This is a genomic window from Bacteriovorax sp. BSW11_IV, from assembly GCF_000447755.1.
Classification (GTDB): domain Bacteria; phylum Bdellovibrionota; class Bacteriovoracia; order Bacteriovoracales; family Bacteriovoracaceae; genus BSW11-IV.
Genome location: NZ_AUNE01000050.1, coordinates 130064 through 153772, shown reverse-complemented (window position 1 = coordinate 153772; position 23709 = coordinate 130064). Strand labels below are relative to the sequence as shown.

Below are 23709 nucleotides of genomic sequence, written 5' to 3'. Positions count from 1 at the left end.
TTTATTGAACTTTTATTTTTGATTCTTCTTCTGTGTGTGCAATCTCAGCACTTTCTTCTTTAACTGCACTTTCTTTAACCGGTAGTCTTGAACCAGATAATAATGCATTTGTTTCAATCTCTTCTAATCTGAGTCTTTCTTTTAAGCTCATCATACCCTCCTGAATATTCAATTGTCTGCGGCGATCATGCCCGAGTTCGAAAAGTCTTAGTTGTCAGCATCTTATTGTGCAACCCTCGCGACCAAATCAAACTTATTTACTTTACCATCTTATAGTCTACTCTGTCAAACTACGGCCAAATAATACCTATTTTAACATTCTGAAATTATTAAGATTGATTTCATTTTGATTTTTTTGTACAAGACGTCATGGAGAAAAAAAAGAGAGAGCTTTGCCCAAAGTGTGATCGTCCATTACCGACATGTTTATGCGAATCCATAAGGGCAATCCCTAACAAATTACACTTTCTCATTCTAAGACATAAGAGTGAGTCCAAGCATGCCCTTGGAACAGTAAAAATTTGTGAACTCTCATTAAGTAATATTACCGTACTCGATGGTGAAAATTTTGATCATTGCGAAATCCTTGATCACTTTTGTTCGCAGAATGCTTATCTTGTATTTCCCACTGAAAGAAGTGAAGAAATCTCTTCAATTACAAAAATAAATCCTGAGTCTATGTACTTCATCATTCTTGATGGAACATGGAACAAGGCCAAAAAAATATTCTTTGAAACTAAAAAGCTACATTCTTTAAATGCTATAAAGCTTACTCCAGAGCATGCTTCCAATTATCGAATTCGAAAGAGTAATGTCAAAGGTGGTATTTCCACATTAGAGTGTGTCAACGTTCTAGGTGAAAACTTTGATGACGTTTCTTACTCTCCTCTATTGAGTGCTTTTGAGTTTATGATTAATAAACAAATTGAGCTCATGGGTGAAGAGGTTTTTAAGAAAAACTATTGTTAGATTTCTGTGCTCGCTTGAAAGTTGTTCGGCGACAGAAGCCCTGCGGATGCCTGATTCTCGTTACGCTTCCAGCTCCACTCGAAGTTGTTCGGCGTCATCCGCTCCTGCGGATGCCGCCTCCAAAAAAAAAGGGAAACCAGGTTAGTGGTTTCCCTTCGGTGACGGAGTCAGTATAGATTTCTCTATACTTCGGAGAGATAAAAAGCTGCCATCTTTTTACCTACCTATAGAATAGTGAAAATTTCTTCACAATCAAGCCCTAAAACATAAAGATTTCCTAAGTTTATTTAGCAAAACTCAAGGGTCATTTTTAACCAATGGAATTCATTAGAATAAAGAAGGCCCCATGTAAGAAACGGGGCCCAGATGAAATAATTTTTTAGAAAAGAATTATGCTTTTTTTGCGTAAGATTTACACCATCCGCAGGCCGAAACATATTTGTTGGCCATCATCGGACATTTTCCATAACCCGGTGTTCCTGCATCGGCCTTATAGAACTTACAATTTGCACAGTTGTCACCTGCTTTATATTTAGCATTTCCCTTGGCATCATCAGCATTTACAACGTAATCCAATCTTTCTTTATTTTTTGCAACTTTTTTTCCAGCTGGCTCTGGCGATACAGCACAAGCAGCAGCAAAGGCCTTAGGAACTGCGATAAAAGTTGTTAGACCAAGCATTGCTGACTTAAAAAGTGATCTTCTATTTAATTTTGAATCCATATTAACTCCTCTACAATGTTTTACAAATCTCCCCCTCATGCTAACATTTCAAACAATTGTAAACCTTGATCTATATCAGGTAAGCTTAATTATTACAGACACTTACCCTACTTTTGTTTGACTATTCAAACATGTATAATTTCGATAATTTGCTATAATAAAAGTATGAAAATAATCCGCCCTCCAACAATCTCTGAAGAAGAAGAGTGTCCGTACATCAAAAACTTACAGGCAAGGCACCACTATTTCTTTGCAGTAGAACTAGAAGATGTTGAACTCGAGCACTTACTCTCTCACGGTTGGAGAAAGTTTGGTTGGTACTACTTCAGACCTGAATGTAACAATTGTCGCAAATGCATCCCGATTCGTGTTGTTGTCGATAAATTTACTCCTAATAAAAACCAGCGACGCATACTAAAAAAAAATCAAGATCTTACTATTGAAAAAAAACCTCTCCTCTATCGCAAAGAGCTTTATGATCTTTATGTAAAACACTCTAAAGGTAGGTTTGCCGGCAGTGAAATTTCATCAGAACAAATGTTCAAAGACATCCACTTTTCTCTCTCGACCAATACTTTCTTGCTGGAGTTTAAACTTGAGGGTCAACTTGTCGCTTGCGGTATTCTGGATGAATCGAGCGATGCTTTAAGTAGTGTTTATTTCACTTATGATCCTGCTTACTCAAAAAGATCACTAGGAATTTACGGCGCATTGAAAGAAATTGAACTCACTCAAAAAAAAGGCCTCTCCTACTACTACTTAGGTTATTGGGTAAAAGAGAATCACTTTATGAGCTATAAAGATGGGTTTAACAAAAGTGAAATCATGGACTGGCTGGATTTCTCTTGGAAAGAACTGGAAAAAAAGTGATGTAGCTCATTTTTTTTTAGCTGATATTTTTCCATACTGCGAGTATGGAAAATCTAATAAAAAAATACAATGTCGCTATCCCTCGCTACACTAGCTATCCAGCAACACCCGCATGGAATAAGGAACTCAACGAGTTTGATTGGTTCAGCTCTATTCGATCAGTATACAATACCAACAGTGGGCTCGATCTTTATATCCATATACCATTTTGCGAAAAGCTTTGTTACTACTGCGGTTGCCACCGCTTCATAACTAAAAATAAAGACAAAGGTCTTACATACGTTGAAGCATTGATTAAAGAGTGGAATCTTATAAAAAAAAGATTAGGTTTTCGACCAAAGATTCACACCATACACTTTGGCGGGGGAACACCTACATTTTTGCGACCAGAGGATCTTAACTTTCTACTAGAAAGTATTCTAGAAGGTGATCAGACTATTAGTATTAACTCCATTGAAATTGATCCTAGAACTTGCTTAAACGAACATCTAGATGTTCTAAGTAAATTCAATTTCAAAAGAGTTTCCATGGGGATTCAAGATTTTGATCCCAAAGTTCAAAAGGCCATAAATAGAGAACAACCATTTGAGCTTGTAAAAGACCTCGTTGATAAATTAAGAAAGAGAGGAATCCCTTCAATTAACTTTGATTTGATTTATGGACTTCCCTATCAAACAAAAGAAAGTATTGAAGATACTATCAGCAAGGTGATTGAACTTGGTGCTGATATGATCGCTTTTTACAGCTATGCTCACTTACCTTCGAAATTTTCAAACCAAAAACTTATTCCAAATGAGTCCCTCCCCTCTGGCCTTGAAAAGAGAGAGCTCTTTGAAGCTGGAAAAGAAATCTTTTTAAAAAATAGAATGATTGAAGTTGGGTTGGATCACTTTGCAAAAGAAGATAATTATCTTGCCAAGGCCAAGAATGAAAAAAGATTGGTTAGAAGCTTTATGGGCCACACTGATAAAAAGTCCGATGTTCTCTTGGGGCTTGGAGTTTCTAGTATTTCAGAATCTCCAGTGGGCTTTTATCAAAATACAAAAGATGTAAAAGATTATTATGAAATGATAGAGGCCAATAAAATACCTAATTCAGTCTCACATCTTCATACTAATGCTGATGTTAAAACAAAGGCGATTATAGAAAGTATCATGTGTAATGAGTTTTTTATGTCTCAGGATTTAAAAGAGCTACCTTACCAAAAAGATATTCTTACTCAATTGGAAGCGATGATAGAAGAAAAGTTAATTGAAAGAAATGAAGACTGTTGGAGTATAACAGCTTTAGGTAAAGTTTTTCTAAGGAATATAGCTCATATTTTCGATTATAGAATGCGTGAACAAGAGATAAAAACAACGTTTAGCCAATCATTGTAAGTCAAATAGACAAAAAAAAAGGAGCCTTATAGGCTCCCTTCTTCACACTCACCTTCATGGAGAAAAACTGCTCTTGCCGCGTACATTTCGCAATTATTGCCAAAAGTCACACTTCGCGGCATGCTTTTTTCGCACATAAAATCATCTTCACATTCTTGAACAACTGGAACACCACAAACAGGGCTGAAGATCTTTGGACAAGAATAAACATCCGCAGTCTCGTCTACCCATTTATTACAACGAACAACTTCGCGTAATTCAAAGTGACCTGCACCAATTTTTTTAATTTTAAATTCACCATCAACACAACTAGCAGTTTCAATATAGTCATTTGCTAATTTGATTGTTCTCTCTCTGTCTGTAACAATCATTTTTTTGATATTACCAACCATCTTTAAATCATCAATTAATCTACCGTTTACAGTTTGAAGCTCGCCAGCAAAAGAGCAGAAGATCATCATCATTGAAAAAATAGAAATCATAAGTGTTGCTTTAAACATGGAAATATCCTCATCAGATTCATTTAAAAAGTGAGGCATATCTATAATTCTTTTTTAATTAGTAAAAATTATATTATTTAATAGTGATTGATAAGTTTTACTTATGATGTGATATAATAACAAAATAAACCTTAACTGGTCGTAATTACAATGCTTATAGATCAAATATCCATCCCTTCACTAAGAGTTTTTGAAAGAGTCTACTCTGTAAAAAATATGTCCAAAGCAGCAACTGAGCTTTTCATGACTCAACCAGGGGTAAGCCAGCATATCCAAAACCTTGAAAGCGCACTTGGAGAGAAGCTCTTTGATCGCATCAATAAACAAATCATCCCAACTCCTTTTGCAAAAGAACTCTATGAAAATGTCACTCCTCTATTATTTGAATTAGAAGAAAAATTAAGACAATTAACGGATACAAAAACGACTCTTAAAGGAAAAATATCGATTGGCCTGCCCATAGAATTTGGAAATAACGTAATCCTACCTATCATTGCTTCTTGGTCAAAAGAATACAAGCATGTGAGTTTTGAAATTAAATATGGTCACGCGGCCCAATTCCAAGATGATTTAAATAATGGGACACTAGATTTTGCAATTGTAGATAGTTTCAACTTTGGCCCAAGAATTCTGACTGAAAATATTTCTCGCGAGCACCTTGTACTTTGTGCGAGTAGTGAATATTTAAAGACAAAAAATTTAAAAAAGAAATTAACGTACGCAACACTCTTAGAATTGGACTTTGTTGACTATATTGAAGGAGCACCAATTTTAAAGCAATGGTTCCAACACCATTACGACGGGAAAACTCCAAAGTTTAATCTTAAAGCGCACCTTATGGATGTTCAAGGAATGGCCCAAGTCATTCTCTCTGGTCTTGGCGCAGGTGTGCTACCAATGCACATGGTAAAAAAGCTTCTTGACCAAGGAAAGGACATAGAAGTCATAAAAGGACCAGGAGCACCCTTGTTTAACGAAATTAACATGGCCTACTTAGGTGGAAAAACTATGGGACTTGCCGCAAGCAATTTTACAAAGTTTCTGCTAGAATCATTACAAAAGCGCGTCATCTATTTGAGCTAAATAAAAAGGGAAACAATGGGATCACATCATCACGGACATAGTCATGGTCATAGTCACGGACACGGGCACAATCACCACCATGGCTCGAAAAATATTCTAATCGCTTTCTTTTTGAACTTTACCTTTGCAATCATCGAACTTATCGGAGGATTGTACACAGGTAGTATGGCGATCCTTTCAGATTCATTACACGATTTTGGCGATAGTATGGCCTTACTCATGAGTTTTTTCTTCGAAAAATATTCTAAAAAGGCCGCCGACAATAAATATACTTATGGCCATAGGAGATTTTCAGTTCTCTCTGCACTCATCAATGGGCTTATCCTCTTTCTAGGATCTGTCTTTGTAATCAAAGAGGCCATTGAAAGAGTTATGGCCCCTACACCTATTAAACACGAAGGAATGCTTATCTTGGCCATTCTCGGTATTGTGGTAAATGGTATTGCGGCGTATCGCCTTTCAAAAGATGATGGCCTTAACCAGCGAATGGTTATGTTCCATCTACTTGAAGACATTCTTGGGTGGTGTGCAGTTCTAATTGTAAGTATCGTTCTATTTTTTAAACCTTGGTTTATACTGGATTCCATTCTTTCAATTTTAATCTCTTTAATTATCTTAAGAGGTGTTTACAAAAATATGATTGGTATTGGTCAAATCCTCTTACAAAAATTTCCAGATGGTCTTGAAATGGAAGATATTATCAAAAGTATAAAGGCCATAGCCGAAGTGAAAGACGTCCATGCAGTAAAAGGATGGTCACTTGATGAGGCCCACCATGTACTAAACTTCCACGTAGCTGTTACGGACACGCTAACAGTCGTTAAACTGGATGAAATAAAACTAAAAATTAGAGAAATTCTAAAAGACCACCATGTTGGTGAGAGCACTGTAGAATTCGAATCAGAAAATTTTCATTGTGAAATGATCAAAGAATAATCTTTCTAAACGTTAGATTAATTCTAGGATCAACTTTCTTGGCCGTCTTATTTAATTGGTGTTTCCAATTGTGTTGAAGAGGGCCAAGCATAAGAATCAGACTTCGATCAGGAATATTGATTTCTATAGGCTCCACACCCTTATCAAATTTATGCTTTAATACAAACTTTCTTTGCTCTCCAAAACTCGCAGATGCGATCACAGGATTTCGACCAAGTTCAGGTTCATCATCAGAGTGCCAAGCGGCGTAATCTGCTCCATGGCGGTATAGATTGCAAAGGCAAGCATTAAAAAAGTATGTCGTCTTTTCTTCAATTTTTGATTTTATGGCCTCAAGTTCCGAAGTCCATGGATTCGCCTTGAGCCTAATGCCAGAATAAGAATATGAAATCCCCTCATCTCCATAGAACGACTGAAGTCTTGGAACATTATGGGTTTTACCATATAGAGTTATTTGATCTTGTTGCCACTTTAAAGATTCATGTAAAACTTTAAAAAAATCTTTATCAAAAAAATCGTGATAGATCCTTAATTCTCCGTCTCTATCACATAAAACTTGATAATCGTCATTTAAGAAGAAGTCGCGCATAGTTATTTTTTATTAATCACTTTATGGGCCGCTTCCTCTAACTTTAGCAGCTCTTCTTCAGTCATGGCCTCTAGTTTTTTATAGGCCTTCTGGGCACTTTCCTTATCTAAAATACCACTCTTTTCTAATTCAAGAATTTTGGCATGAATGGCCTTTTTCGATAGCTTTTGCGTAGCAAGTACTGGTGATATAAAAGAAAAAACTATTAAAAAAGTAAAAATCTTTTTCATAGAAACCTCAGTGTAAAATTTGTGATAAGAATTCTTTCGTTCTCTCGTGCTTTGGAGATGCAAAAAATTCTTCAGGACTATTTTCTTCAAGGATTTTTCCAGCATCCATAAAAATCACTCTATCCGCAACAAGTTTTGCAAACCCCATTTCGTGAGTTACGCAAATCATCGTCATTCCTTCCTTAGCAAGCTCTGTCATAACTTCTAATACTTCTTTAACCATCTCTGGATCTAGTGCAGAGGTTGGTTCATCAAAAAGCATAATTTTTGGTTCCATACAAAGACTGCGCGCAATAGCTACACGCTGTTTTTGACCACCTGAAAGTTGACCTGGATATTTGTGTGCCTGTGAGGCAATTTGAACGCGCTCAAGGTATTCCATCGCTTTTCTATTGGCCTCTTCTTTAGAATGATTTAAAACAAAACGAGGGGCCAGTGTTAAATTTTCAAGAATTGTAAGATGGGGAAATAAATTAAAATGTTGGAAAACCATTCCAACATCTTTTCTCACTTCCTCTATGTTTTTCAAGTTTTCAGTAAGTTTAGTACCTCCGACATAGATCTCACCTTTTTGGTGGGCCTCTAGACGGTTAATACATCTGATCATCGTCGACTTTCCAGAACCAGAAGGTCCACAAACAACGATCTTCTCACCTTTTTTCACTGTCAGATTTATATCTTTAAGCACATGGAAATCATCATACCATTTGTTGAGATTTTTGATTTCAATAATGTTCTCACTCATCTGTTGTATCCTGTGTTAAATTCTTTTTCTAAATTTTGTGAATATCGAGACATTGAATAGCAAAAAATAAAGTAAATTACGCCAGCAAAGAGATAGGCCTCAACACTGAAACCCAACCACTCTCCATCTTGAATAGAAGATTTGGCGCCACTCAATAGATCAAAAAGAGCTATTATCACAACAAGAGATGTATCTTTAAATAAACCAATCGAAGTGTTTACAGTCGGTGGGATTACGATTTTTAATGCCTGAGGTAAAATAATAAATCTCATTGTTTGAAAATAGTTTAATCCCAAAGAAGCTGCAGCTTCATATTGACCTTTATCTATGGCCTGTAAACCGGCCCTAATAACTTCTGCCATATAAGCTGAAACAAACATGATGATAGCGATCTGTGCACGAAGAAGCTTTTCAATTTGCAGCCCCTCAGGCAAAAACAAGGGGAACATCACCGAGCTCATAAAAAGAAGAGAAATCATTGGAACACCACGAATAAGCTCAATATAGCCTACGCACAGAGACTTAATAAGTGGCATATCAGATCTTCTTCCTAACGCCAAAATAATTCCCAGCGGATAGCTGGCAATTATCCCAACGACAGAGAGAATTAATGTTAGAGGCAGACCTCCCCATTTCGATGTATCAACGTGTTCAAGTCCAAAGAAACCACCACGAATTAGAACAAAGACGAATACAAAGTAGCAAGTCCATGTAATAAAAAGTTTTCGCGACCATCTTCTTGTTGGCATTGAATAGAAACTAAGTCCAATCAAAGAGAGAATCATGAGGATAGGACGCCATAGCTGATCATCTGGATAAAAACCAAAAAGAATAAAGCGTGCCTTATGGATTACAAAACTCATGCATGCCCCAGAGGCCTCTCGACAAGAATTGGCATCACCAAACCATACAGCATCAAAGAAAAGCCAATGTAATAGAGCTTCAAAAACTTTCCATATCAATGCGAGAACAAAAATTGATATAACGGAATTTACCGGGCCATTGAATAGGTTTTTCTTTGACCATTTTGTTAATTTTAGGATTGAGAAATTCTTCATCTATCTCTCCCTCAATGCTTTTGCCTTGTTATAAGAATTCATTACAAAGCTTGTTGATAAGCTAATAACTAAATAACAAAGCATAATAAGCGCCACGGCCTCAATGGCCTGACCAGTTTGATTCATTGTTGTATTGGCCACAGAAACAAAATCAGGAAAGCCAATGGCCACCGCCAATGAACTGTTCTTCGTTAAATTTAAAATCTGTGAAGTTAAAGGTGGTATAATGACTCGCATTGCCTGAGGTAAAATAACAAGCTTCATTGTTCTATACGGGCTTAAGGCCAAAGAAGCGGCCGCTTCCCATTGTCCGTGATCTACTGATTGAATTCCTGCACGAACAATTTCAGCATTAAAAGCACTTGTATAAAAGACTAGCCCTAAAAGTAGTGCTGAAAATTCAGGAGAAAAGCTCATTCCACCTCTGAAATTAAAACCGGCCAATTCAGGAAGATCAAATTGTAGACTCTCTCCAAAGAAAAAGTACAATAGCGTTGGAACAAGAATAAAAAGTGCGATGTTAATAGCAAGAACCGGATATTGCTGTCCTGTTCTTTCTTGCTTTTTCTTTGAAAAATAAGCACTCACAAATGAGCCCACTAGAGCAATAGCAAGTCCGATAAGAATCATAGTCAATCCACTGTTTCCAACAATTGAAGGAAAAAAGAAACCACGATTACAGATATAGATAAGATCAAAAAAATTATGGGCGGCCTTAACACTAGGAAAACTTTCTGTGATGATCGCATACCAAAGAAATAATTGTAATAGTAGAGGCGTATTTCTAATAATTTCAATATAAGATTTCGTAAACGACGAAATGAGGAAGTTTTTAGAAAGCCTAGCGATCCCGAGAATGATTCCAAGAAAAACCGCTAAGACATTTCCGATAACAGCAACTTTTAGTGTATTAATGAGCCCTACGATGAGGGCCTTTGCGTATGAATCACTGGGCAAATACTCAATTAAGGACTCTCCAATTTCAAAGCCAGCTTCTTTCTTTAGGAAATCAAAGCCACTCGCTATATTTTGTTTCTCCAAGTTCAATTGTGTTTCTTTAAAAAGTCCTACTCCCAGAATTAAAACTGTGAGGAAAATAACAACTTGAAAAAATAGCGATCTTACCTTTGGATCGTTGAGTACATTTTTCTTTTCCAATGAGACATCCTTATCTTAATGGTGGTGCGTACATTAATCCTTTATTTGTCCATAAATCGTTTAGACCACGGTCTAATTTCAATGAAGAATTTTGACCTAAGTTTCTTTCAAAAATTTCTCCGTAATTACCAACTTGCTTAATAATTGTCTCGGCCCAATTTTCATTTAAACCTAGTGCCTTACCGTTACCATCTTTAATTCCAAGAAAGCGTTGAACATTTAAGTCACTACTTTTTTTCATTTGGTCAACATTCGCCGTTTTGATCCCTAATTCTTCAGCTTCAATTAAAGCGTAAATACTCCAAGTCATAATATTATAGAGATCGTCATCACCAAGCTTAATGGCAGGAGCAAGAGGCTCTTTTGAAATTCTCTCAGGTAAGATAACGTGAGCTGAAATCCCTCCAGACTGAGCTCTTGCAGAAGCAAGGCCAGAGCTGTCGTTAGTATATCCATCACAACGACCCTTGAAGTAGGCCTGAATACTTTCATTATAGTTTTCAAAAACGATTGGCTTAAACTTCATCTTATGTGTTCTAAAAAAATCGGTCATATTAAGCTCTGAAGTTGTTCCTTGTTGGGTACAAATACTGGCCCCTTCAAGTTCTTTCGCACTTTTTAGATTTAGATTCTTTCTAACCATAAAAGTTTGACCATCATAAAAAACAACGGGTCCGAAACGTAGGCCAATTCCTGCATCACGAGTCAAAGTTTTACTAGTGACACGAGAGAGTATATCTACTGTTCCCGTTTGAACGGCAACAAATCTCTGTTGACCACTAAGGGGAACAAATTTAACTTTTCTAGCATCACCAAGAATTGCTGCGGCCACAGCACGACAAATATCAGCATCAAAACCGACCCAATTTCCTTTGCTATCTGGAGCAGAGAAACCTGCAAGACCAGTTGAAACCCCACAATTAAGATGATCGCGCTTTTTGATTTGATCTAGTTGAGATCCCGCAAAAGAGTTTGCACCCACAAAAGCACTCATAACTACTAAGGCCGACTTGGCCAACCATCTTCTGTTCATTTATTCTCCTTTCTGATAACCATTAAATTATAGGGCAAATAGCGGTAATTGTTTGAATATGGCAGGATATTCCGGCCCCATAAAATAAAAGTAATTGCCTACATAAATAGGCGGTCATTCACAACCCTTTTTTACTCCATCTATCTAAAATTACAATAGATTTAAGCTAAGTCTTTTCCCTAAGAGATCGATAAGTCACTATAGTACTTAAGACAAAAAGGAAATGGCCCCACAAATGAGACAATTTGTAAAAACACTCACCCATTTACTACTTATACAAGTATTGTTGATGAACCCAATATGGGCCCAATCAACAAGCACAATGAATTCAAATTTCTCTGAATTAAATTCTTGTCGTGAAGAAAAACGAGCACAAGTAGACAAATGTGAAGGGTCAAATGGTAGAAAGTGGAACTGTGTCATGGACACATGTACTACGAAAAAAGATAACGACCTTTTTAATCAGAAATATGAAAACTGTAACAATGCTCGCAATGTCGCAGACCAAACAAATTGTAAGGCCGAATTAAAATCAATTGGTCAAGAAATCAAATCTGATGAACATAAAATTAAAAGTGAAGAATTCAAAGTTACTGAAGGTGGCGAGGCCGTTAAAACTATTGCAGCTGGTTTAATAGGTGCCGTGGTTTTCTCAACGATCTGTCCTGCCCCATCTCCGAGTTCTCCAAGAGTTGCTTATATTGGCGCTGGTATTTCTGTTGTGGCCTCTATTTGGAACCACATGCAGGCAAAAAAGAAAATGGAGAAGCATCAAAAAGAATACAAAAAACTCGTTGCACAAATGGAAACGAATGGAATGAGCGTAGAGATTCAAATTCGAGTCTTTAGACTGATGATCCAAGCGCTGAAGGACATGGAAGAGATCGCTGATAATAAATATAAAAAACATATGATTGTCACAACTCTATACGCTACAGCAACGGCCATTGCAGCTGTTGAGGCCGCAACCTTTCCTTACACTTTCACAGCTTGTTCTATTCTAAATATTGGTGCACTTGCAGTGGGAACAGCGCTAGAAATGAATGAAATGATGAAAGCAAAAAAAATGAAAAGTGATTATGCCTCAAGAAGAAGTGCTGTCGAAAAAATACTTAAAAGATTTGAAGATGCTCTACTTAAAGGTGGCATGGCCATTCCTCCATCAGGTTCAGAACTTGCCAAAGGTAATGAAAATGAGGCCATCAAATATCAAAAATTAACACCTGAAAATAAGGCCCTAGAAGATAGAAAGGAACAAGTTGTTAATTCAGATGAAGACAAGAGTTCAGGGCGTGTTTGCTTATCTAAAAGTGGAAACGAAGACCTATCATGTACATGTAAAGAAACCAACTCATGTTTCAAAGTTGATCAAAGTGTCGTGAAGTCACTTGGACAAATGGGAACAGACTACTTAAAGTCATCAAATTTCTCAAGTGTTGTTAATAATGCTAATCAGCTGGCATCTGGTAACACAGACCTTTCAGAACTCAACACAGAGAAGCTAGAGGCCAATTTAGCTATGGCCATGGGGATGAAAAAATTTGTTTTGAAACAAGTTAATGAACAAAGAAAACTTAGAGGTGAAAGTGAAATTAGTGACGAGCCAGACTTCAAGCAATTTGAAAAGGCCGTCAATAGTATGTCACCACTTGAGCGCGCTATTGCTACTCGCTATGATGAGAGCAATATGGACGTAAATAATTTCTTACAAGATGGACTTGAAAAAACACTTGAATCAGCGAAGAAAACAGGTACTTCAGTGGCAAATAGTCAAAATCCCAAAGTACAAAATGCGATAGAGGCCATTGATATTGATGCTCTTAGAAAAAATCTACTGAGTACTACTGACCTAAAAACTGACAGTGATTCTCAATCCGATATGGCATCAAATACACTAAATGATTCGGAAAAATTAAACGAAGACGATATTGAGATTAAAAATGAAGATATTATCAGAAAGCCCGAGGCCTCAATCTTCAAAGTAATCTCTAATCGCTACAATTTAATCAGACTAGAAAAGAGAATTGGCTACTAACAGCAATTCTCTTTTTCATGATGCGCTCTTGGTGTAGACTCACCCACGATACGATCAAGTCTTCTTTTAAGTTCGGCCTTAAATTTAATCTCGTGATAATTAACGGCCACTGCACGTAGTTTTTTGCTATCAAAACGCTTCGGGTCTTTCAATAGATCTTTAATTAAAGAAAAGATTTTTGATTCATCTTTAGTTGTGAAGAAGACACCCTCTCCACTTAGGTACGAACGATTGCTCGCGCTATCTAGTGCAATAACAGGTCTTCCCGTTCCTAAACCCTTTAAAGAAGCTTCTGGAAAAAATCCATCGCTTAAATCTATAATAGCAGCACTTCCTGACAATAATGGCGCTAGCTCACCTGAACAGCGATCGCCAAAGAAATGAATATCTTCAGGTCCATTTTTAATCTGGGCCAAGTGTTCGTCATCACCAAAGAATTTAAACTTAATTGATTCAGACACAAGATAATCTTTCAGTTTTTTTGCCATGGCCACATCAAGGCCATTGGCATTGATACAGAAGTGGTCATAAGTAAAAACGGGAGACGGGATAATTTGCCAATCATTAATTTTAAATGGCGGTTCCAAGACTGTTGCATCTGCTCTAAAGCGCGAAACTTTCTCAAGAAGAGAGTCATTACTCACATAGAGAACATCTACGTTTTTCAGAGATTTTTTAAAATAAGATTTCAAATAACTTGAAAAGATTTTTTCTAACCAAGATTTTGGAGAATTTAAAAAAGCGTCGTTATAAAGATAAGTTACGACTTTCGTTTTTTCACAAGTCTTAATTCCCTGAGATAATCCACTTGAAATATTAATAACAAGATCCACAGAGCATGGAATAAAAAGATTCTTTGCTGCGGAAGGGATTAAGTATGAGAAGTTATGAAGGTCCGCACTACTTTTAACTTTATGTGATAAAAAAGTAGAGTGAATTTTTCTAAGTTCAATTGGTCCAAGAATCGCCTTTGGTCTATGAACTAGCGTATAGATTTCCGCTTCATCGTAGAGTTCGAGGACGGCCTCAACGACTTCTGTTAAATGATCACGTTTTAAAAGTTCATCACAACTAACTACTACTTTCACTAATAATCCATTCCGTGTTCTTGAAAATATTTTGCAGTTTTCTCAATACCATCTTTAAAAGAAACTTGAGGCTTATAATCTGAGATGGCCTGTAGCTTATCAAGTACAGGTCTTCTTCTTTTTGGGTCATCTTTTGGAAGTGGTAAATGAACAATCTTTGACTTACTTCCAAGAGCATCAATAATAAATCTGGCCGTATCAATCACAGTGTACTCATCAGGATTTCCAATATTAAATGGTGTTGGATCAAAACTGAATAGAACATTATGAATAGCGTTTACAAGGTCAGAAACAAAACAGAATGATCTAGTTTGAGTTCCATCGCCGTAAACAGTTAGGTCTTCATTTTTAAGGGCCTGATTAATGAAATTTGGAATAACCCTTCCATCATTTGGACGCATGCGTGGCCCATAAGTGTTAAAAATACGAATGATTCGCGTATCTACACCATATTTGCGGTGGTAGCTCATAGTCATGGCCTCTGCAAATCTCTTTGCTTCATCATAACAAGAGCGTGGGCCAATTGGATTTACGTGTCCAACATAATCTTCTTTTTGTGGGTGGATTTCTGGATCACCGTAGACTTCACTTGTTGAGGCTTCCAAAAAGCGTGCCCCTTTTTCTTTGGCCAATTCAAGAAGCTTCATTGTCCCCTCTGAATTTACTCTCATAATTTCAAGAGGAATCTTTGCAAAGTCAATTGGCGATGCTGGTGAAGCAAGAGAGAGAATATAATCAATTTTTGTATTAGAAAAATCTGGAAGCGATTCATAAACATTACACTCATGAAATTCAAACTTCTCGTACTTAGAAAGAAGAGTCACGTTAATGCGGCTTCCTGTAATGAAATTATCAAGACCAATAACTTTTGCTCCAAGCTTCAAATAAAACTCAGCAACGTTTGATGGTACAAAACCAGCAGCTCCAGCAATTAATACAGTCTTCCCTTCCATTGTTGCAGGTAGTTCAACTCTTCTTTTTGGATCAATAATTATTTCAGACATTTCATCCTCATTCTTTATTTTAGTAGTGTTTAATTTGTATCACAGTTGAGCCTAAAAGTAACAATGCACCACCGAGAAGTTGCATTAAAGTAAGCTCTTTACCTAAAAAAATCCAATTGATTGCGACAGCGCAAAAAGGAAAAAACATTTCCGCTAAAGCACAAAGCCTGGCAGGAATTTTTTTAAGCCCGTTATAATAAAAGTACATTCCAAGCAGACCTGAAATGACAACCATTGCCAAAATTTTACCCAAGACTTCCCCTTGCGGAATTTGACCACCTGTAACAGTTAGCCCAACGGGCAAAAGGCATAGGAACCCCATAAAGAAGCGACCGGCCATAATTTCAGTGGTATTGAAACCTTGAAGAGAGAGTTTTTTCCCAAATACAGTACTAGATCCCCAACTCACAACAGCGACTAATGTATAAAAATATCCTAAGACTGTTGAGCTTGTAACAAGTCCATGCCAGCTCCAATCCATACCAGAAAGTCCTGTAGCGATATCTTGGTATGAGATGAGTCCAGCACCGACTAAGCATAAAAAGGCCCAAGCAAAATATTCAGGCTTAAATTTTTCCTTCAAAAAGATGTAGGCAAAGACGATGGCGACGATAGGTTGGAATTTTTGTAAAAGTATGACGAGTGAAGGATTTAAAATACCAAAGGCCTTAGTAAAGGCCAACGTCCCCAAGGCAGACCCAAGTCCACCGATGACAAAGAAGTAAAAAACGCCCTTTAGTTTAAGTCCAAGAAATTTTCTACGAGAGTGGTAAAGAGCATAAGAGAAAATTAAAGTAAGAATTATATGTTCAGTGAATACGATACTCTCCGCACTTACTCCTCCCCAAAGAAGAGGATAGCGAATTAGGGTATCAATGGCCCATAAGATACAGGCCGTGAATATAAATATAACACCTTTCATATATTGAAGTTCTCGCTCTCGAATTGATCAAAAGATTCACGGGCCCTCGTTGCGGCCAGCTCTTTTTTGATCTTTTTCTTATCTTTTCTCATTTTTCTTTGCTCTTTTGTAAGAGCAACTGTGGGAAGTAGACCAAAGTTAATATTTGAAGGGCTTGGTCTATCTGCAGTCATTACATAATTTACAAGTGCACCCATTCCCGTTTCAACAGGAAATTCAACAGGGGCATGGCCAAGAATTTTTCTATAGACTTGGTAGGCCACATAAAGACCCATCGAAGCACTTTCAGTATAGCCTTCAACGCCACTGATCTGACCGGCAAAGTGAACACTTGGCAGCTCTTTTGAGCTCATATCAAAATTTAAAAGTTTCTTAGCGTGTAAGAAAGTATTTCTATGAACAGAACCCAAGTGAATGAAACTTGCATTTTCAAGTCCTGGAATCATTCTGAACACGCGAACTTGTTCTTTATAAGTTAGTCTCGTTTGGAAACCGACAAGATTAAAGGCCGACCCCATAAGGTTTTCACGACGAAGCTGAACACAGGCATATGGCATTTTACCATCGCGCATTTCTAAACCGATCGGCTTCATACAGCTAAAGCGAGCTGTCTCAATCCCTCTTTCGGCCATAATATCTACAGGTAAACAAGATTCAAAAAACTTATAATCTTCAAAATTTTTAGCTGGAACTTTTTCAGCTTCAACAAGCGCAGCAATAAAAGATTCATACTGTTCTTTATTCATTGGAGCATTGAGATAATCGGCCTCTATCCCCTCTTCTTCACTCACTTCTTTGTGGCGATCTTTAAAATAAAGTTTTGAATAATCCAAACTCTCAGCATCAACAACTGGTGCAATAGCATCATAGAAATAAAGATCATCTTTACTAAGATTGTTTAATATCCACTTTTCAAGAGTGTCGGTTGTTAAAGGTCCAGTGGCCACGATCGTATAATCACAACCATATTCGTTTTGAAGAGCAATAGGGTCGCTCCCCTCTTTTTCAATAAACTCAATATTTGGTTCATCTTTTAGGATTTGAGTTATACGTTCTGAAAATTTCTCTCTATCTACAGCAAGAGCATCCCCAGCAGGTACAGCAGTCTCTTCACCAACACCTAGAACAATTGATCCCATCTTTTTCATTTCATACTTCAAAAGACCGTGACCAGAATTAGGGTCCATAGACTTAAGTGAATTTGTACAAACAAGCTCCGCGCAAGTCTTCAGTTTTTGGGCCTCAGTTGGCTTAAAGCTTTTACACTCTAATAAAACGACTTGAACTCCTTTTTTCGCAAGGAATAATGCCGCTTCACTGCCCGCGAGTCCGGCGCCAATAACTAATACTTTTTTACTCATTTCACTGCCCTTATTTTGACAAATGCCAAATAGATTAATCTATGATAAATTACTCAAAAACTTATAGTGGAATCTACATTCTAGGACGCATTCATGCAAATATATATGCACCAAACCCACCATACAATGGCCGATTTTGAGGCGATTTATTCATACCTTGAAAACGCCGTTTCGATGGCCATTAAAGATCAAAAAGATCAACAAAATCAACAACTTCACACATTCCCAGAAACGTTCCTGACGGGTTACCCTTTGCAAGACCTCTGTCTGGAAAGAAGCTTTATTGAGCGCTACACAGAATTTATGGAAAAAGTAGCGGCCTTGGCCCAAGTTTTGGCCAATGATTCTGTCGTTTTTCTCATTGGTGGTCTTAAGTATAGTTTTGATGCACAAGGCCTCCCTTTGACCATTGAAAACGTCATTTATGAACTTAAAAAAGGAAGCTTCACAGATATCTATACTAAAAAGCTCCTCCCAAATTATGATATTTTTGATGAGAAAAAATACTATACGCCAGGTCAAAGAACTTCACTCTACAAGGCCTTTGATAAAAATATTGGTCTGCTTATTTGCGAGGATATGTGGTACTCAAGCCACCATAGTGTTAACCCACTAGATGAACTTGAAGAAGATTGTAACGATAATAAAATCGCACTCGATGTTATTATCAATCTAAGTTCTTCTCCGTTCAATCTTCAAAAAGAGGATTCTAGAGTCAAAAGAGCAAGCGATATTTCAAGTCGCTTTAAATGTCCTTTTGTCTATGTCAATAAAGTTGGGGCAGAGGATGAGATTCTCTTTGATGGCTCAAGCTTTGTTCTCATTGGTAACAATGTTCTTATTCGTGCAAAAATGTTTGAAAAAGACCTCTTATCTTTTGAGCTTGAAAATATCGCATGGAATGAAAAAAAGGCCGAAAGCAATAAAGAAATGAAAAACTCATGGGAAGAACTCTTTGCGCCTTCGCTGGACTTCTCAGGAGAATTACCAAAGTTAGTTTCTCTTAGTGATTTTGAATTAGAGAAAACTCTTCATGCTATTAAACTTGGAATTCAAGATTATGCAAGAAAATGTGGAATGAAGCATTTTCTTGTGGCCCTGTCTGGCGGAATTGATTCGGCCCTTGTTTTGGCCATTTTACGCCTTATCAAAGAAGAAGATCAAAATATCGAAGCTGTTTATATGCCAGGTTTTTTCTCTGCAACTCTCAGTTATGAACTCTCGAGAGATTTATGCAAAAACCTTGGGATAAAGCTTTATAATCTTCCAATAAAATTTCTCCATAGCAACACTCGAAATCTTTTTAAAGAAACATTTGGAACAGAAATGGTTGGTCTTGCTGATGAAAATATCCAGAGTCGTTTAAGAGGCAATCTGTTATATGCAAGATCTAATCAAACTGGGGCCATGGTTATAAATACGTCGAACAAATCTGAACTCTCAGTGGGTTACTCGACTTTATACGGAGACTCAGTTGGGGCGATTAGTATGCTCGGAGATCTGTATAAAACTGAAGTCTTTGCCCTTGCTCGTTTTATCAATAAGAAATTTGGAAATATCATTCCAGAGGGGATCATTGATAGGCCACCAAGTGCTGAGTTAAGAGAAAATCAAGAGGATGCTCATTCCCTACCTTCATATGAAAGATTGGATGCCATGCTTGAGGGACTACTTTCTTATCGTTTAGGTCCGAAAGATCTTATCCAAAAAGGTTTTTCAACCGATGAAGTGACAAAAGTCTATCGCCTTTACAACATTGCAGAATACAAGCGATATCAATTCTGCCCGATCATCAAGTTGAAAGCGAAGAGTTTTGGTTTTGGATACAGAAACCCAATTTGTAAAAAGTTCTAATAGGAGTACTTTATGAGTAAAGATTTAAAAGAGCTAATTAAAGGAATTCAAGGTCTAAAGAAACAAGCAGAAAAGGCCCTTAAAAACAATGACCTTAAAGACATTCAAAAAACTTTTAAGTCCTTTGTGGTTAAGACTGAAAAAGATATCAAACTCATGGTTGATAAAGATGTTGAACTCCTAAAACATAAAATCATCGATGAGAAAAAACACATTGAAGAACTTCTAGAAAAAACAATTCAAGAAGAAATTAAAAAGGCCAAAGAGTTTGTGAACAATCACCTTGAGGAGCTCACAAAACTTCAAGCAAAAGTAGAAGGAAGAATTTCAAAAGGTGCTCTTAAAAAAGGGGCCCAAAAGGCCAAGGCAACTGTTGAAAAATCTAGTGCGACTAAAACAGCTAAAAAGATCATTAAAAAAACGAATAAAGTGACTAAAAAAGTCACTAAAAAGATCTCGGCAAAAAAACCCCATAATACTATTCAAAAAGTTAATTCTAAGGGCGCTGCCAGAAAAAAATAGCACCTCTCCCCCTTCGCATTCATGTGAAGGGGAATAAAATCCTAGGTACTTCCTCAGTTAAATTAAATATTTCTTTAGAAATACGCAACATTTTCTCCCCTACAGTTAAAAAATATAGCTGGGAAATTAACTTGTGCTATTATTAATGGAAGTTAGTTTTTGCAGAAGGAAATTCAATGACAACAAAGAGGATTTTGATTGTAGATGATGAAGAGTCAATCAAACTTCTTTATGATAGGATGTTTCGCAGAGAAATATCATCAGAGCAATATGAGCTCTATTTTAGTTTATCTGGTGAAGATGCTCTCGAAAAAATAAAGAATGATGCCATCAAGGATATCACACTCGTTATTTCTGATATCAACATGCCTGGTCTTAGTGGATTTGAACTTTTAAAAGAATTAAAAGAGTTTAAACCAGATCTTCCTATATTTATGTCATCGGCCTATACAGATCAAGACAGACAAAACTTAGCAATGGAGCTAGGTGCTCTTGAGTATATTACAAAGCCAGTTGACTTTGCTTTGTTAAAAGAAAAAATCAAAAAGATCTATTCTATTTAATTTCAAGTAATTTCAAAATATCATTTGCAAGACTCTTTGGAGAAAACGGTTTACCTATCCAACCGAGTGCATCAGTTTTTGAAATTTCTTGCCCTTTAAAATCTTCTTCTCTAGCTGATATAAAAACAATTGGAACCTCTACTCCAAACTCTTTACGAATACCTTGATAAACATCTAGGCCACTTTCATTTCCAATCATCAAGTCTAGAACAACAAGCGATGGTTTACTCGCTCTCATTTTTTTGAAAAGTTCATCAGAACTATGGCATAAGGCTATTTTAAAATTATCCATTTTTGAAAAAGAAGTCTCGATTAAATTTAATGTATCCATATCATCATCGAGAAAGTAAATAGTGCAGTCTTTAAGTGGTTCAAACTTTGTTTCAAATAACACTTCAATATTTTCGACGATAGCATGGGAAAAGTTCTCATCTGTGAAGACAATTGAATCTGGTACACACGAAAGAGGTAGAGCTTGAAATTCTTCTGGACCAATAAGCATAGTCTTTGTGTATTTATCATGTTTACGCAGTGATTTAATGGCCCCAATAAGTGAGACTCCATCGAGATCTCCGACATTGATTCCTGTAATCACTAGGTCATAATATTTTTCTACGATTTTTTGGAAGGCATCTAATCCGTTATCACTTATTGTGACACTGATTTCACTTGAAGACAGTATCTTCTTCAAATGAAATGCTGTTATTTGATTTGACTCAACAATAAGAACTTGCAATTTGTGACCAATATCTAAAGATTTCAATGCCTCAACTAAATCCTTATGTTCATGGGGTAAATTTTTATAATAATCTTTTACCAAAGACAGAATTGGCATTATATGAGTCTTTTCATAGAAGCTATCTGTGATAATTTCCCTGACTCTTAAAGCGGCCTCATAAATAAATTGAAACCCCATACTACCTGACAAAGAAATAAGATCATCAAAGGCCGTTCTGAGTTCTCTTTTAGACTTCAAAGTATCTAAATCAAGAAGTTCCTCTATTCTCATCATTCTTTTAGGAAGGTTTTTTAAAAATTCTTCTTGAGTCTTAACCAGTTTATTGTTCACTTGATATTCCTTCAATGAGCTCTATGATCTGTTTTTTTAAAATCGGCTTTATAATATGACGGTCAAAACCAGCATTTAATATTTGTTCAACTTCCGAATCGACAGTTGTCCCAGTTAGTGCACAAGAGATCGCTCTTTTTTTATTGTGAGTTTCGCAAAAATCAAAATATTTCTTTATTAATTCTTTGCCATCCAATCCAGGCATTTGAATATCAACAAAGCATAAGTCTACTTCCAAATCTTTTAATGCCTGTAGACCTTCTTCTGGATTAGAAAAGAAATGGCATTCATGAGAAAGAGCTTTAGTATATATTTTAAAAAGTTTTAAATTATCAACAGCATCATCTATAAAAACTATCTGCATCTCATCCTCACTTCACATCATTAAAAATGACACTAAATACAGTTCCAACACCAACTTCACTTTTCACTTCGACTCTTGCACCGTGATTATCTGCAATTTCTTTGACGATACTCATCCCTATACCTGTACTCTTTTCACCTTCGGTCCCTTGTCTACCGATACCAGACATAGATTCAAAAATTTTGTCTAAAAATTCTTTGGGCATCCCAATTCCATTATCTTCAATATCAACTTGTACTTTTTCACCTTTCTTAAGAACTCTAATTACAATTTTCCCATCGCGACCAGTAAACTTATATGCATTACTGAGGAGATTTTGAAATAATCTCGTTAACAATGACTCATTTCCAAGGATAAAAATACTTTCTTCAATAGAATTCAATTTAATTTTAATATTTTTAGTATTCGTTACTTCATTCTTTTTTAGAATATCATTTAAAAGTAAACAAAGATTTACTTTAGTGACTCTCATCTTCTCTTTTTGCATTTGAACTTCACTCAAGTCGAGAAGATCATTTACCATATTTAATAATTGAGTGGATGATGTATAAATTTGGGAAGACATTTCTCTGACATCATCTGAATTATCTTCATCTTCACTCATAACGTTTGACAGACCAAGAACCACATTTAATGGTCCACGCAAGTCGTGAGAACAAACTGCAATGAGATGATCTTTTAACTTATCCATCTCTTCCAACTTTTTCACTTGTTCTTTAAGCATTAAGGCATACTTTCTCACGTTAACAATTTGACCAACTTTAACAAAGAACTCTTCTTTGATAATAGGCTTAGAAATATAGTCGTTTCCACCGGCCTTATAAAAACTTAAAATTTCCATTTCATCTTGAATTGAAGATATGAAAATAACTGAGACGTTTTTCATTCCTAATTCATTTCTAATTTTCTTAATGAAATCAATTCCTGTCATCGAAGGCATCATATGATCAGTTAAAATAAGATCAACATCCATATTTTCTTTTATATAAGAATAGGCCATGGCCCCATCAGAGAAAACTTCTACACTGGCCCCTTTGCTTTCGAGAAGATGGCGAATGAACTTCGAAGTCATCTTTTCATCCTCAACAACTAGGACTTTTAGTCCACGCCAAATCATACCAGGTCTTAGATGGGAATCTATTTTTAAGACAAGTTGTCCACTTAATGAAAGCTCAACAATCTCAGAAGCTCCGCTATTAAGCGCTCTAATGCGATTTTCTAACGATTCTTTTTTTGTGAGAAAAAAAATAGGTTTCTTATCAGCTTTCTTTCTACCCTTGCGGTAAAGTTCATTTATCTTAGCAATTAATTTAAAACACTGAGATGATGCTTCTTCATGAACTAGAATTAAGCTAATGTCATCGCTTGGATCTGAACTGAGAAAATCCGACTCTGTTTTTATAATCAGATTATAATCATGCGAACTCAGCTGCTCTCTGAGCATATTTGCTAAATTCAATTGATCACTGATTAAAAGTATATTCATCGTAATAGTTGGCCTTTATTTATTTTAAAAATATTCTCAATAAAAACTGTCAGAAATTAATAATATTTATTGTCTTTTCGGTTTTTCTCCAGAGAAATTGAGGAATTAAACTTAAATTAACCTCCAGATTTCAAATACTTAAAATATCTTTATCACTTGATAAAAAAT

Annotated in this window: 25 protein-coding genes; 9 read left to right on the top strand and 16 right to left on the bottom strand. The window is 36.3% G+C overall.

From position 1 onward, the window contains the following. Position 1: 1 nt before the first annotated feature. Positions 2-151, bottom strand: a complete 150-nt coding sequence (locus M899_RS18450) for a hypothetical protein (RefSeq protein ID WP_021272097.1) — start codon at positions 149-151, stop codon at positions 2-4. A gap of 218 nt (positions 152-369) precedes the next feature. Between M899_RS18450 and M899_RS14550 the strand changes: the two genes are divergently transcribed. Beyond that, positions 370-969: a tRNA-uridine aminocarboxypropyltransferase gene (locus M899_RS14550; protein WP_021272181.1), complete on the top strand. Its 600-nt coding sequence runs from the start codon at positions 370-372 to the stop codon at positions 967-969. Positions 970-1359: 390 nt separating this feature from the next. Here M899_RS14550 and M899_RS14545 read toward each other — a convergent pair whose 3' ends face one another. Next, positions 1360-1692, bottom strand: coding sequence for a high-potential iron-sulfur protein (locus M899_RS14545; protein WP_021272170.1), 333 nt, complete (start codon positions 1690-1692; stop codon positions 1360-1362). Between the two features lie 165 nt (positions 1693-1857). Here M899_RS14545 and M899_RS14540 point away from each other — a divergent pair, with 165 nt between their 5' ends. After that, entirely contained in the window at positions 1858-2562 is a 705-nt protein-coding gene (locus tag M899_RS14540; RefSeq protein WP_021272111.1) for an arginyltransferase, read from the top strand. Between the two features lie 44 nt (positions 2563-2606). Beyond that, positions 2607-3941 (top strand): oxygen-independent coproporphyrinogen III oxidase, encoded by a 1335-nt coding sequence (gene hemN, locus M899_RS14535; RefSeq protein ID WP_021272240.1) that lies wholly within the window; start codon positions 2607-2609, stop codon positions 3939-3941. Positions 3942-3967: 26 nt separating this feature from the next. Here the strand turns inward: hemN and M899_RS14530 are convergent, their stop codons facing one another. Beyond that, entirely contained in the window at positions 3968-4441 is a 474-nt protein-coding gene (locus M899_RS14530; RefSeq protein WP_155897229.1) for a hypothetical protein, read from the bottom strand. Between the two features lie 150 nt (positions 4442-4591). Here M899_RS14530 and M899_RS14525 point away from each other — a divergent pair, with 150 nt between their 5' ends. Both M899_RS14525 and M899_RS14520 read left to right on the top strand, forming a co-directional pair. Continuing rightward, on the top strand, positions 4592-5524 hold the full coding sequence (locus M899_RS14525; RefSeq protein WP_021272139.1) for a LysR family transcriptional regulator: 933 nt from the start codon (positions 4592-4594) through the stop codon (positions 5522-5524). Between the two features lie 15 nt (positions 5525-5539). Continuing rightward, positions 5540-6460 (top strand): cation diffusion facilitator family transporter, encoded by a 921-nt coding sequence (locus tag M899_RS14520; RefSeq protein WP_021272127.1) that lies wholly within the window; start codon positions 5540-5542, stop codon positions 6458-6460. On the opposite strand, the gene M899_RS14515 is transcribed toward M899_RS14520, so the two are convergent. From M899_RS14515 to M899_RS14490, 6 genes are read right to left on the bottom strand one after another with little or no spacing between them, the layout of a single operon-like run. Beyond that, on the bottom strand, positions 6450-7049 hold the full coding sequence (locus M899_RS14515; RefSeq protein ID WP_021272229.1) for an alpha-ketoglutarate-dependent dioxygenase AlkB family protein: 600 nt from the start codon (positions 7047-7049) through the stop codon (positions 6450-6452). The two genes, M899_RS14520 and M899_RS14515, sit on opposite strands and share 11 nt — an antisense overlap. Positions 7050-7051: 2 nt before the next feature. Beyond that, complete coding sequence (locus M899_RS14510; RefSeq protein ID WP_021272109.1) at positions 7052-7279, bottom strand: hypothetical protein; 228 nt, start codon at positions 7277-7279, stop codon at positions 7052-7054. A gap of 7 nt (positions 7280-7286) precedes the next feature. Next, entirely contained in the window at positions 7287-8024 is a 738-nt protein-coding gene (locus tag M899_RS14505; protein ID WP_021272237.1) for an amino acid ABC transporter ATP-binding protein, read from the bottom strand. Then, the gene (locus M899_RS14500; protein ID WP_021272159.1) at positions 8021-9082 is read right to left on the bottom strand and encodes an amino acid ABC transporter permease; all 1062 of its coding nucleotides are present in this window, start codon (positions 9080-9082) and stop codon (positions 8021-8023) included. Before M899_RS14500 ends, M899_RS14505 begins: the two co-directional genes overlap by 4 nt. After that, complete coding sequence (locus M899_RS14495; protein WP_021272218.1) at positions 9083-10240, bottom strand: amino acid ABC transporter permease; 1158 nt, start codon at positions 10238-10240, stop codon at positions 9083-9085. It lies immediately after the preceding gene. Positions 10241-10250: 10 nt separating this feature from the next. Next, positions 10251-11273, bottom strand: a complete 1023-nt coding sequence (locus tag M899_RS14490) for an amino acid ABC transporter substrate-binding protein (protein ID WP_021272096.1) — start codon at positions 11271-11273, stop codon at positions 10251-10253. A gap of 223 nt (positions 11274-11496) precedes the next feature. On the opposite strand from M899_RS14490, the gene M899_RS14485 reads away from it, so the two are divergent. Further along, entirely contained in the window at positions 11497-13308 is a 1812-nt protein-coding gene (locus M899_RS14485; RefSeq protein ID WP_034729632.1) for a hypothetical protein, read from the top strand. Here the strand turns inward: M899_RS14485 and M899_RS14480 are convergent. Genes M899_RS14480 through trmFO form a run of 4 tightly spaced genes read right to left on the bottom strand, consistent with a single transcriptional unit; the run spans position 13305 to position 17683 of the window. Continuing rightward, complete coding sequence (locus M899_RS14480; protein ID WP_021272235.1) at positions 13305-14396, bottom strand: hypothetical protein; 1092 nt, start codon at positions 14394-14396, stop codon at positions 13305-13307. The genes M899_RS14485 and M899_RS14480 overlap by 4 nt on opposite strands. Beyond that, complete coding sequence (locus M899_RS14475) at positions 14396-15400, bottom strand: NAD-dependent epimerase/dehydratase family protein (protein ID WP_021272194.1); 1005 nt, start codon at positions 15398-15400, stop codon at positions 14396-14398. The genes M899_RS14480 and M899_RS14475 overlap by 1 nt, the downstream gene beginning before the upstream one ends. A 19-nt stretch (positions 15401-15419) precedes the next feature. Beyond that, entirely contained in the window at positions 15420-16322 is a 903-nt protein-coding gene (locus tag M899_RS14470) for a DMT family transporter (RefSeq protein ID WP_021272205.1), read from the bottom strand. Then, positions 16319-17683, bottom strand: a complete 1365-nt coding sequence (trmFO, locus tag M899_RS14465) for a methylenetetrahydrofolate--tRNA-(uracil(54)-C(5))-methyltransferase (FADH(2)-oxidizing) TrmFO (protein WP_021272105.1) — start codon at positions 17681-17683, stop codon at positions 16319-16321. The genes M899_RS14470 and trmFO overlap by 4 nt, the downstream gene beginning before the upstream one ends. Positions 17684-17776: 93 nt before the next feature. Here trmFO and nadE point away from each other — a divergent pair, with 93 nt between their 5' ends. The 3 genes from nadE (at position 17777) to M899_RS14450 (ending at position 20622) form a co-directional block, all read left to right on the top strand. Beyond that, on the top strand, positions 17777-19537 hold the full coding sequence (gene nadE, locus M899_RS14460) for an NAD(+) synthase (protein ID WP_021272213.1): 1761 nt from the start codon (positions 17777-17779) through the stop codon (positions 19535-19537). A 12-nt stretch (positions 19538-19549) separates the two neighbouring features. Then, positions 19550-20059, top strand: coding sequence for a hypothetical protein (locus M899_RS14455; RefSeq protein ID WP_021272161.1), 510 nt, complete (start codon positions 19550-19552; stop codon positions 20057-20059). 176 nt (positions 20060-20235) lie between these two features. Next, positions 20236-20622: a response regulator gene (locus tag M899_RS14450; protein WP_021272157.1), complete on the top strand. Its 387-nt coding sequence runs from the start codon at positions 20236-20238 to the stop codon at positions 20620-20622. Here M899_RS14450 and M899_RS14445 read toward each other — a convergent pair. From M899_RS14445 to M899_RS14435, 3 genes are read right to left on the bottom strand one after another with little or no spacing between them, the layout of a single operon-like run. Then, positions 20615-21691 carry a response regulator gene (locus M899_RS14445; protein ID WP_021272239.1) on the bottom strand — a complete coding sequence of 359 codons (1077 nt, stop codon included), beginning with the start codon at positions 21689-21691 and terminating at the stop codon, positions 20615-20617. The genes M899_RS14450 and M899_RS14445 overlap by 8 nt on opposite strands. Then, positions 21681-22055: a response regulator gene (locus M899_RS14440; protein WP_021272199.1), complete on the bottom strand. Its 375-nt coding sequence runs from the start codon at positions 22053-22055 to the stop codon at positions 21681-21683. Before M899_RS14440 ends, M899_RS14445 begins: the two co-directional genes overlap by 11 nt. A 7-nt stretch (positions 22056-22062) precedes the next feature. Further along, on the bottom strand, positions 22063-23541 hold the full coding sequence (locus M899_RS14435) for an ATP-binding response regulator (protein ID WP_021272104.1): 1479 nt from the start codon (positions 23539-23541) through the stop codon (positions 22063-22065). Positions 23542-23709: the final 168 nt, after the last annotated feature.

Bases quoted from the DNA above. Each gene is read 5' to 3' on its own strand.
- M899_RS18450 (WP_021272097.1), bottom strand. From the start codon at position 151: ATGAGCTTAAAAGAAAGACTCAGATTAGAAGAGATTGAAACAAATGCA.
- M899_RS14550 (WP_021272181.1), top strand. From the start codon at position 370: ATGGAGAAAAAAAAGAGAGAGCTTTGCCCAAAGTGTGATCGTCCATTA.
- M899_RS14545 (WP_021272170.1), bottom strand. From the start codon at position 1,692: ATGGATTCAAAATTAAATAGAAGATCACTTTTTAAGTCAGCAATGCTT.
- M899_RS14540 (WP_021272111.1), top strand. From the start codon at position 1,858: ATGAAAATAATCCGCCCTCCAACAATCTCTGAAGAAGAAGAGTGTCCG.
- hemN (WP_021272240.1), top strand. From the start codon at position 2,607: ATGGAAAATCTAATAAAAAAATACAATGTCGCTATCCCTCGCTACACT.
- M899_RS14530 (WP_155897229.1), bottom strand. From the start codon at position 4,441: ATGTTTAAAGCAACACTTATGATTTCTATTTTTTCAATGATGATGATC.
- M899_RS14525 (WP_021272139.1), top strand. From the start codon at position 4,592: ATGCTTATAGATCAAATATCCATCCCTTCACTAAGAGTTTTTGAAAGA.
- M899_RS14520 (WP_021272127.1), top strand. From the start codon at position 5,540: ATGGGATCACATCATCACGGACATAGTCATGGTCATAGTCACGGACAC.
- M899_RS14515 (WP_021272229.1), bottom strand. From the start codon at position 7,049: ATGCGCGACTTCTTCTTAAATGACGATTATCAAGTTTTATGTGATAGA.
- M899_RS14510 (WP_021272109.1), bottom strand. From the start codon at position 7,279: ATGAAAAAGATTTTTACTTTTTTAATAGTTTTTTCTTTTATATCACCA.
- M899_RS14505 (WP_021272237.1), bottom strand. From the start codon at position 8,024: ATGAGTGAGAACATTATTGAAATCAAAAATCTCAACAAATGGTATGAT.
- M899_RS14500 (WP_021272159.1), bottom strand. From the start codon at position 9,082: ATGAAGAATTTCTCAATCCTAAAATTAACAAAATGGTCAAAGAAAAAC.
- M899_RS14490 (WP_021272096.1), bottom strand. From the start codon at position 11,273: ATGAACAGAAGATGGTTGGCCAAGTCGGCCTTAGTAGTTATGAGTGCT.
- M899_RS14485 (WP_034729632.1), top strand. From the start codon at position 11,497: ATGGCCCCACAAATGAGACAATTTGTAAAAACACTCACCCATTTACTA.
- M899_RS14475 (WP_021272194.1), bottom strand. From the start codon at position 15,400: ATGTCTGAAATAATTATTGATCCAAAAAGAAGAGTTGAACTACCTGCA.
- M899_RS14470 (WP_021272205.1), bottom strand. From the start codon at position 16,322: ATGAAAGGTGTTATATTTATATTCACGGCCTGTATCTTATGGGCCATT.
- trmFO (WP_021272105.1), bottom strand. From the start codon at position 17,683: ATGAGTAAAAAAGTATTAGTTATTGGCGCCGGACTCGCGGGCAGTGAA.
- nadE (WP_021272213.1), top strand. From the start codon at position 17,777: ATGCAAATATATATGCACCAAACCCACCATACAATGGCCGATTTTGAG.
- M899_RS14455 (WP_021272161.1), top strand. From the start codon at position 19,550: ATGAGTAAAGATTTAAAAGAGCTAATTAAAGGAATTCAAGGTCTAAAG.
- M899_RS14450 (WP_021272157.1), top strand. From the start codon at position 20,236: ATGACAACAAAGAGGATTTTGATTGTAGATGATGAAGAGTCAATCAAA.
- M899_RS14440 (WP_021272199.1), bottom strand. From the start codon at position 22,055: ATGCAGATAGTTTTTATAGATGATGCTGTTGATAATTTAAAACTTTTT.
- M899_RS14435 (WP_021272104.1), bottom strand. From the start codon at position 23,541: ATGAATATACTTTTAATCAGTGATCAATTGAATTTAGCAAATATGCTC.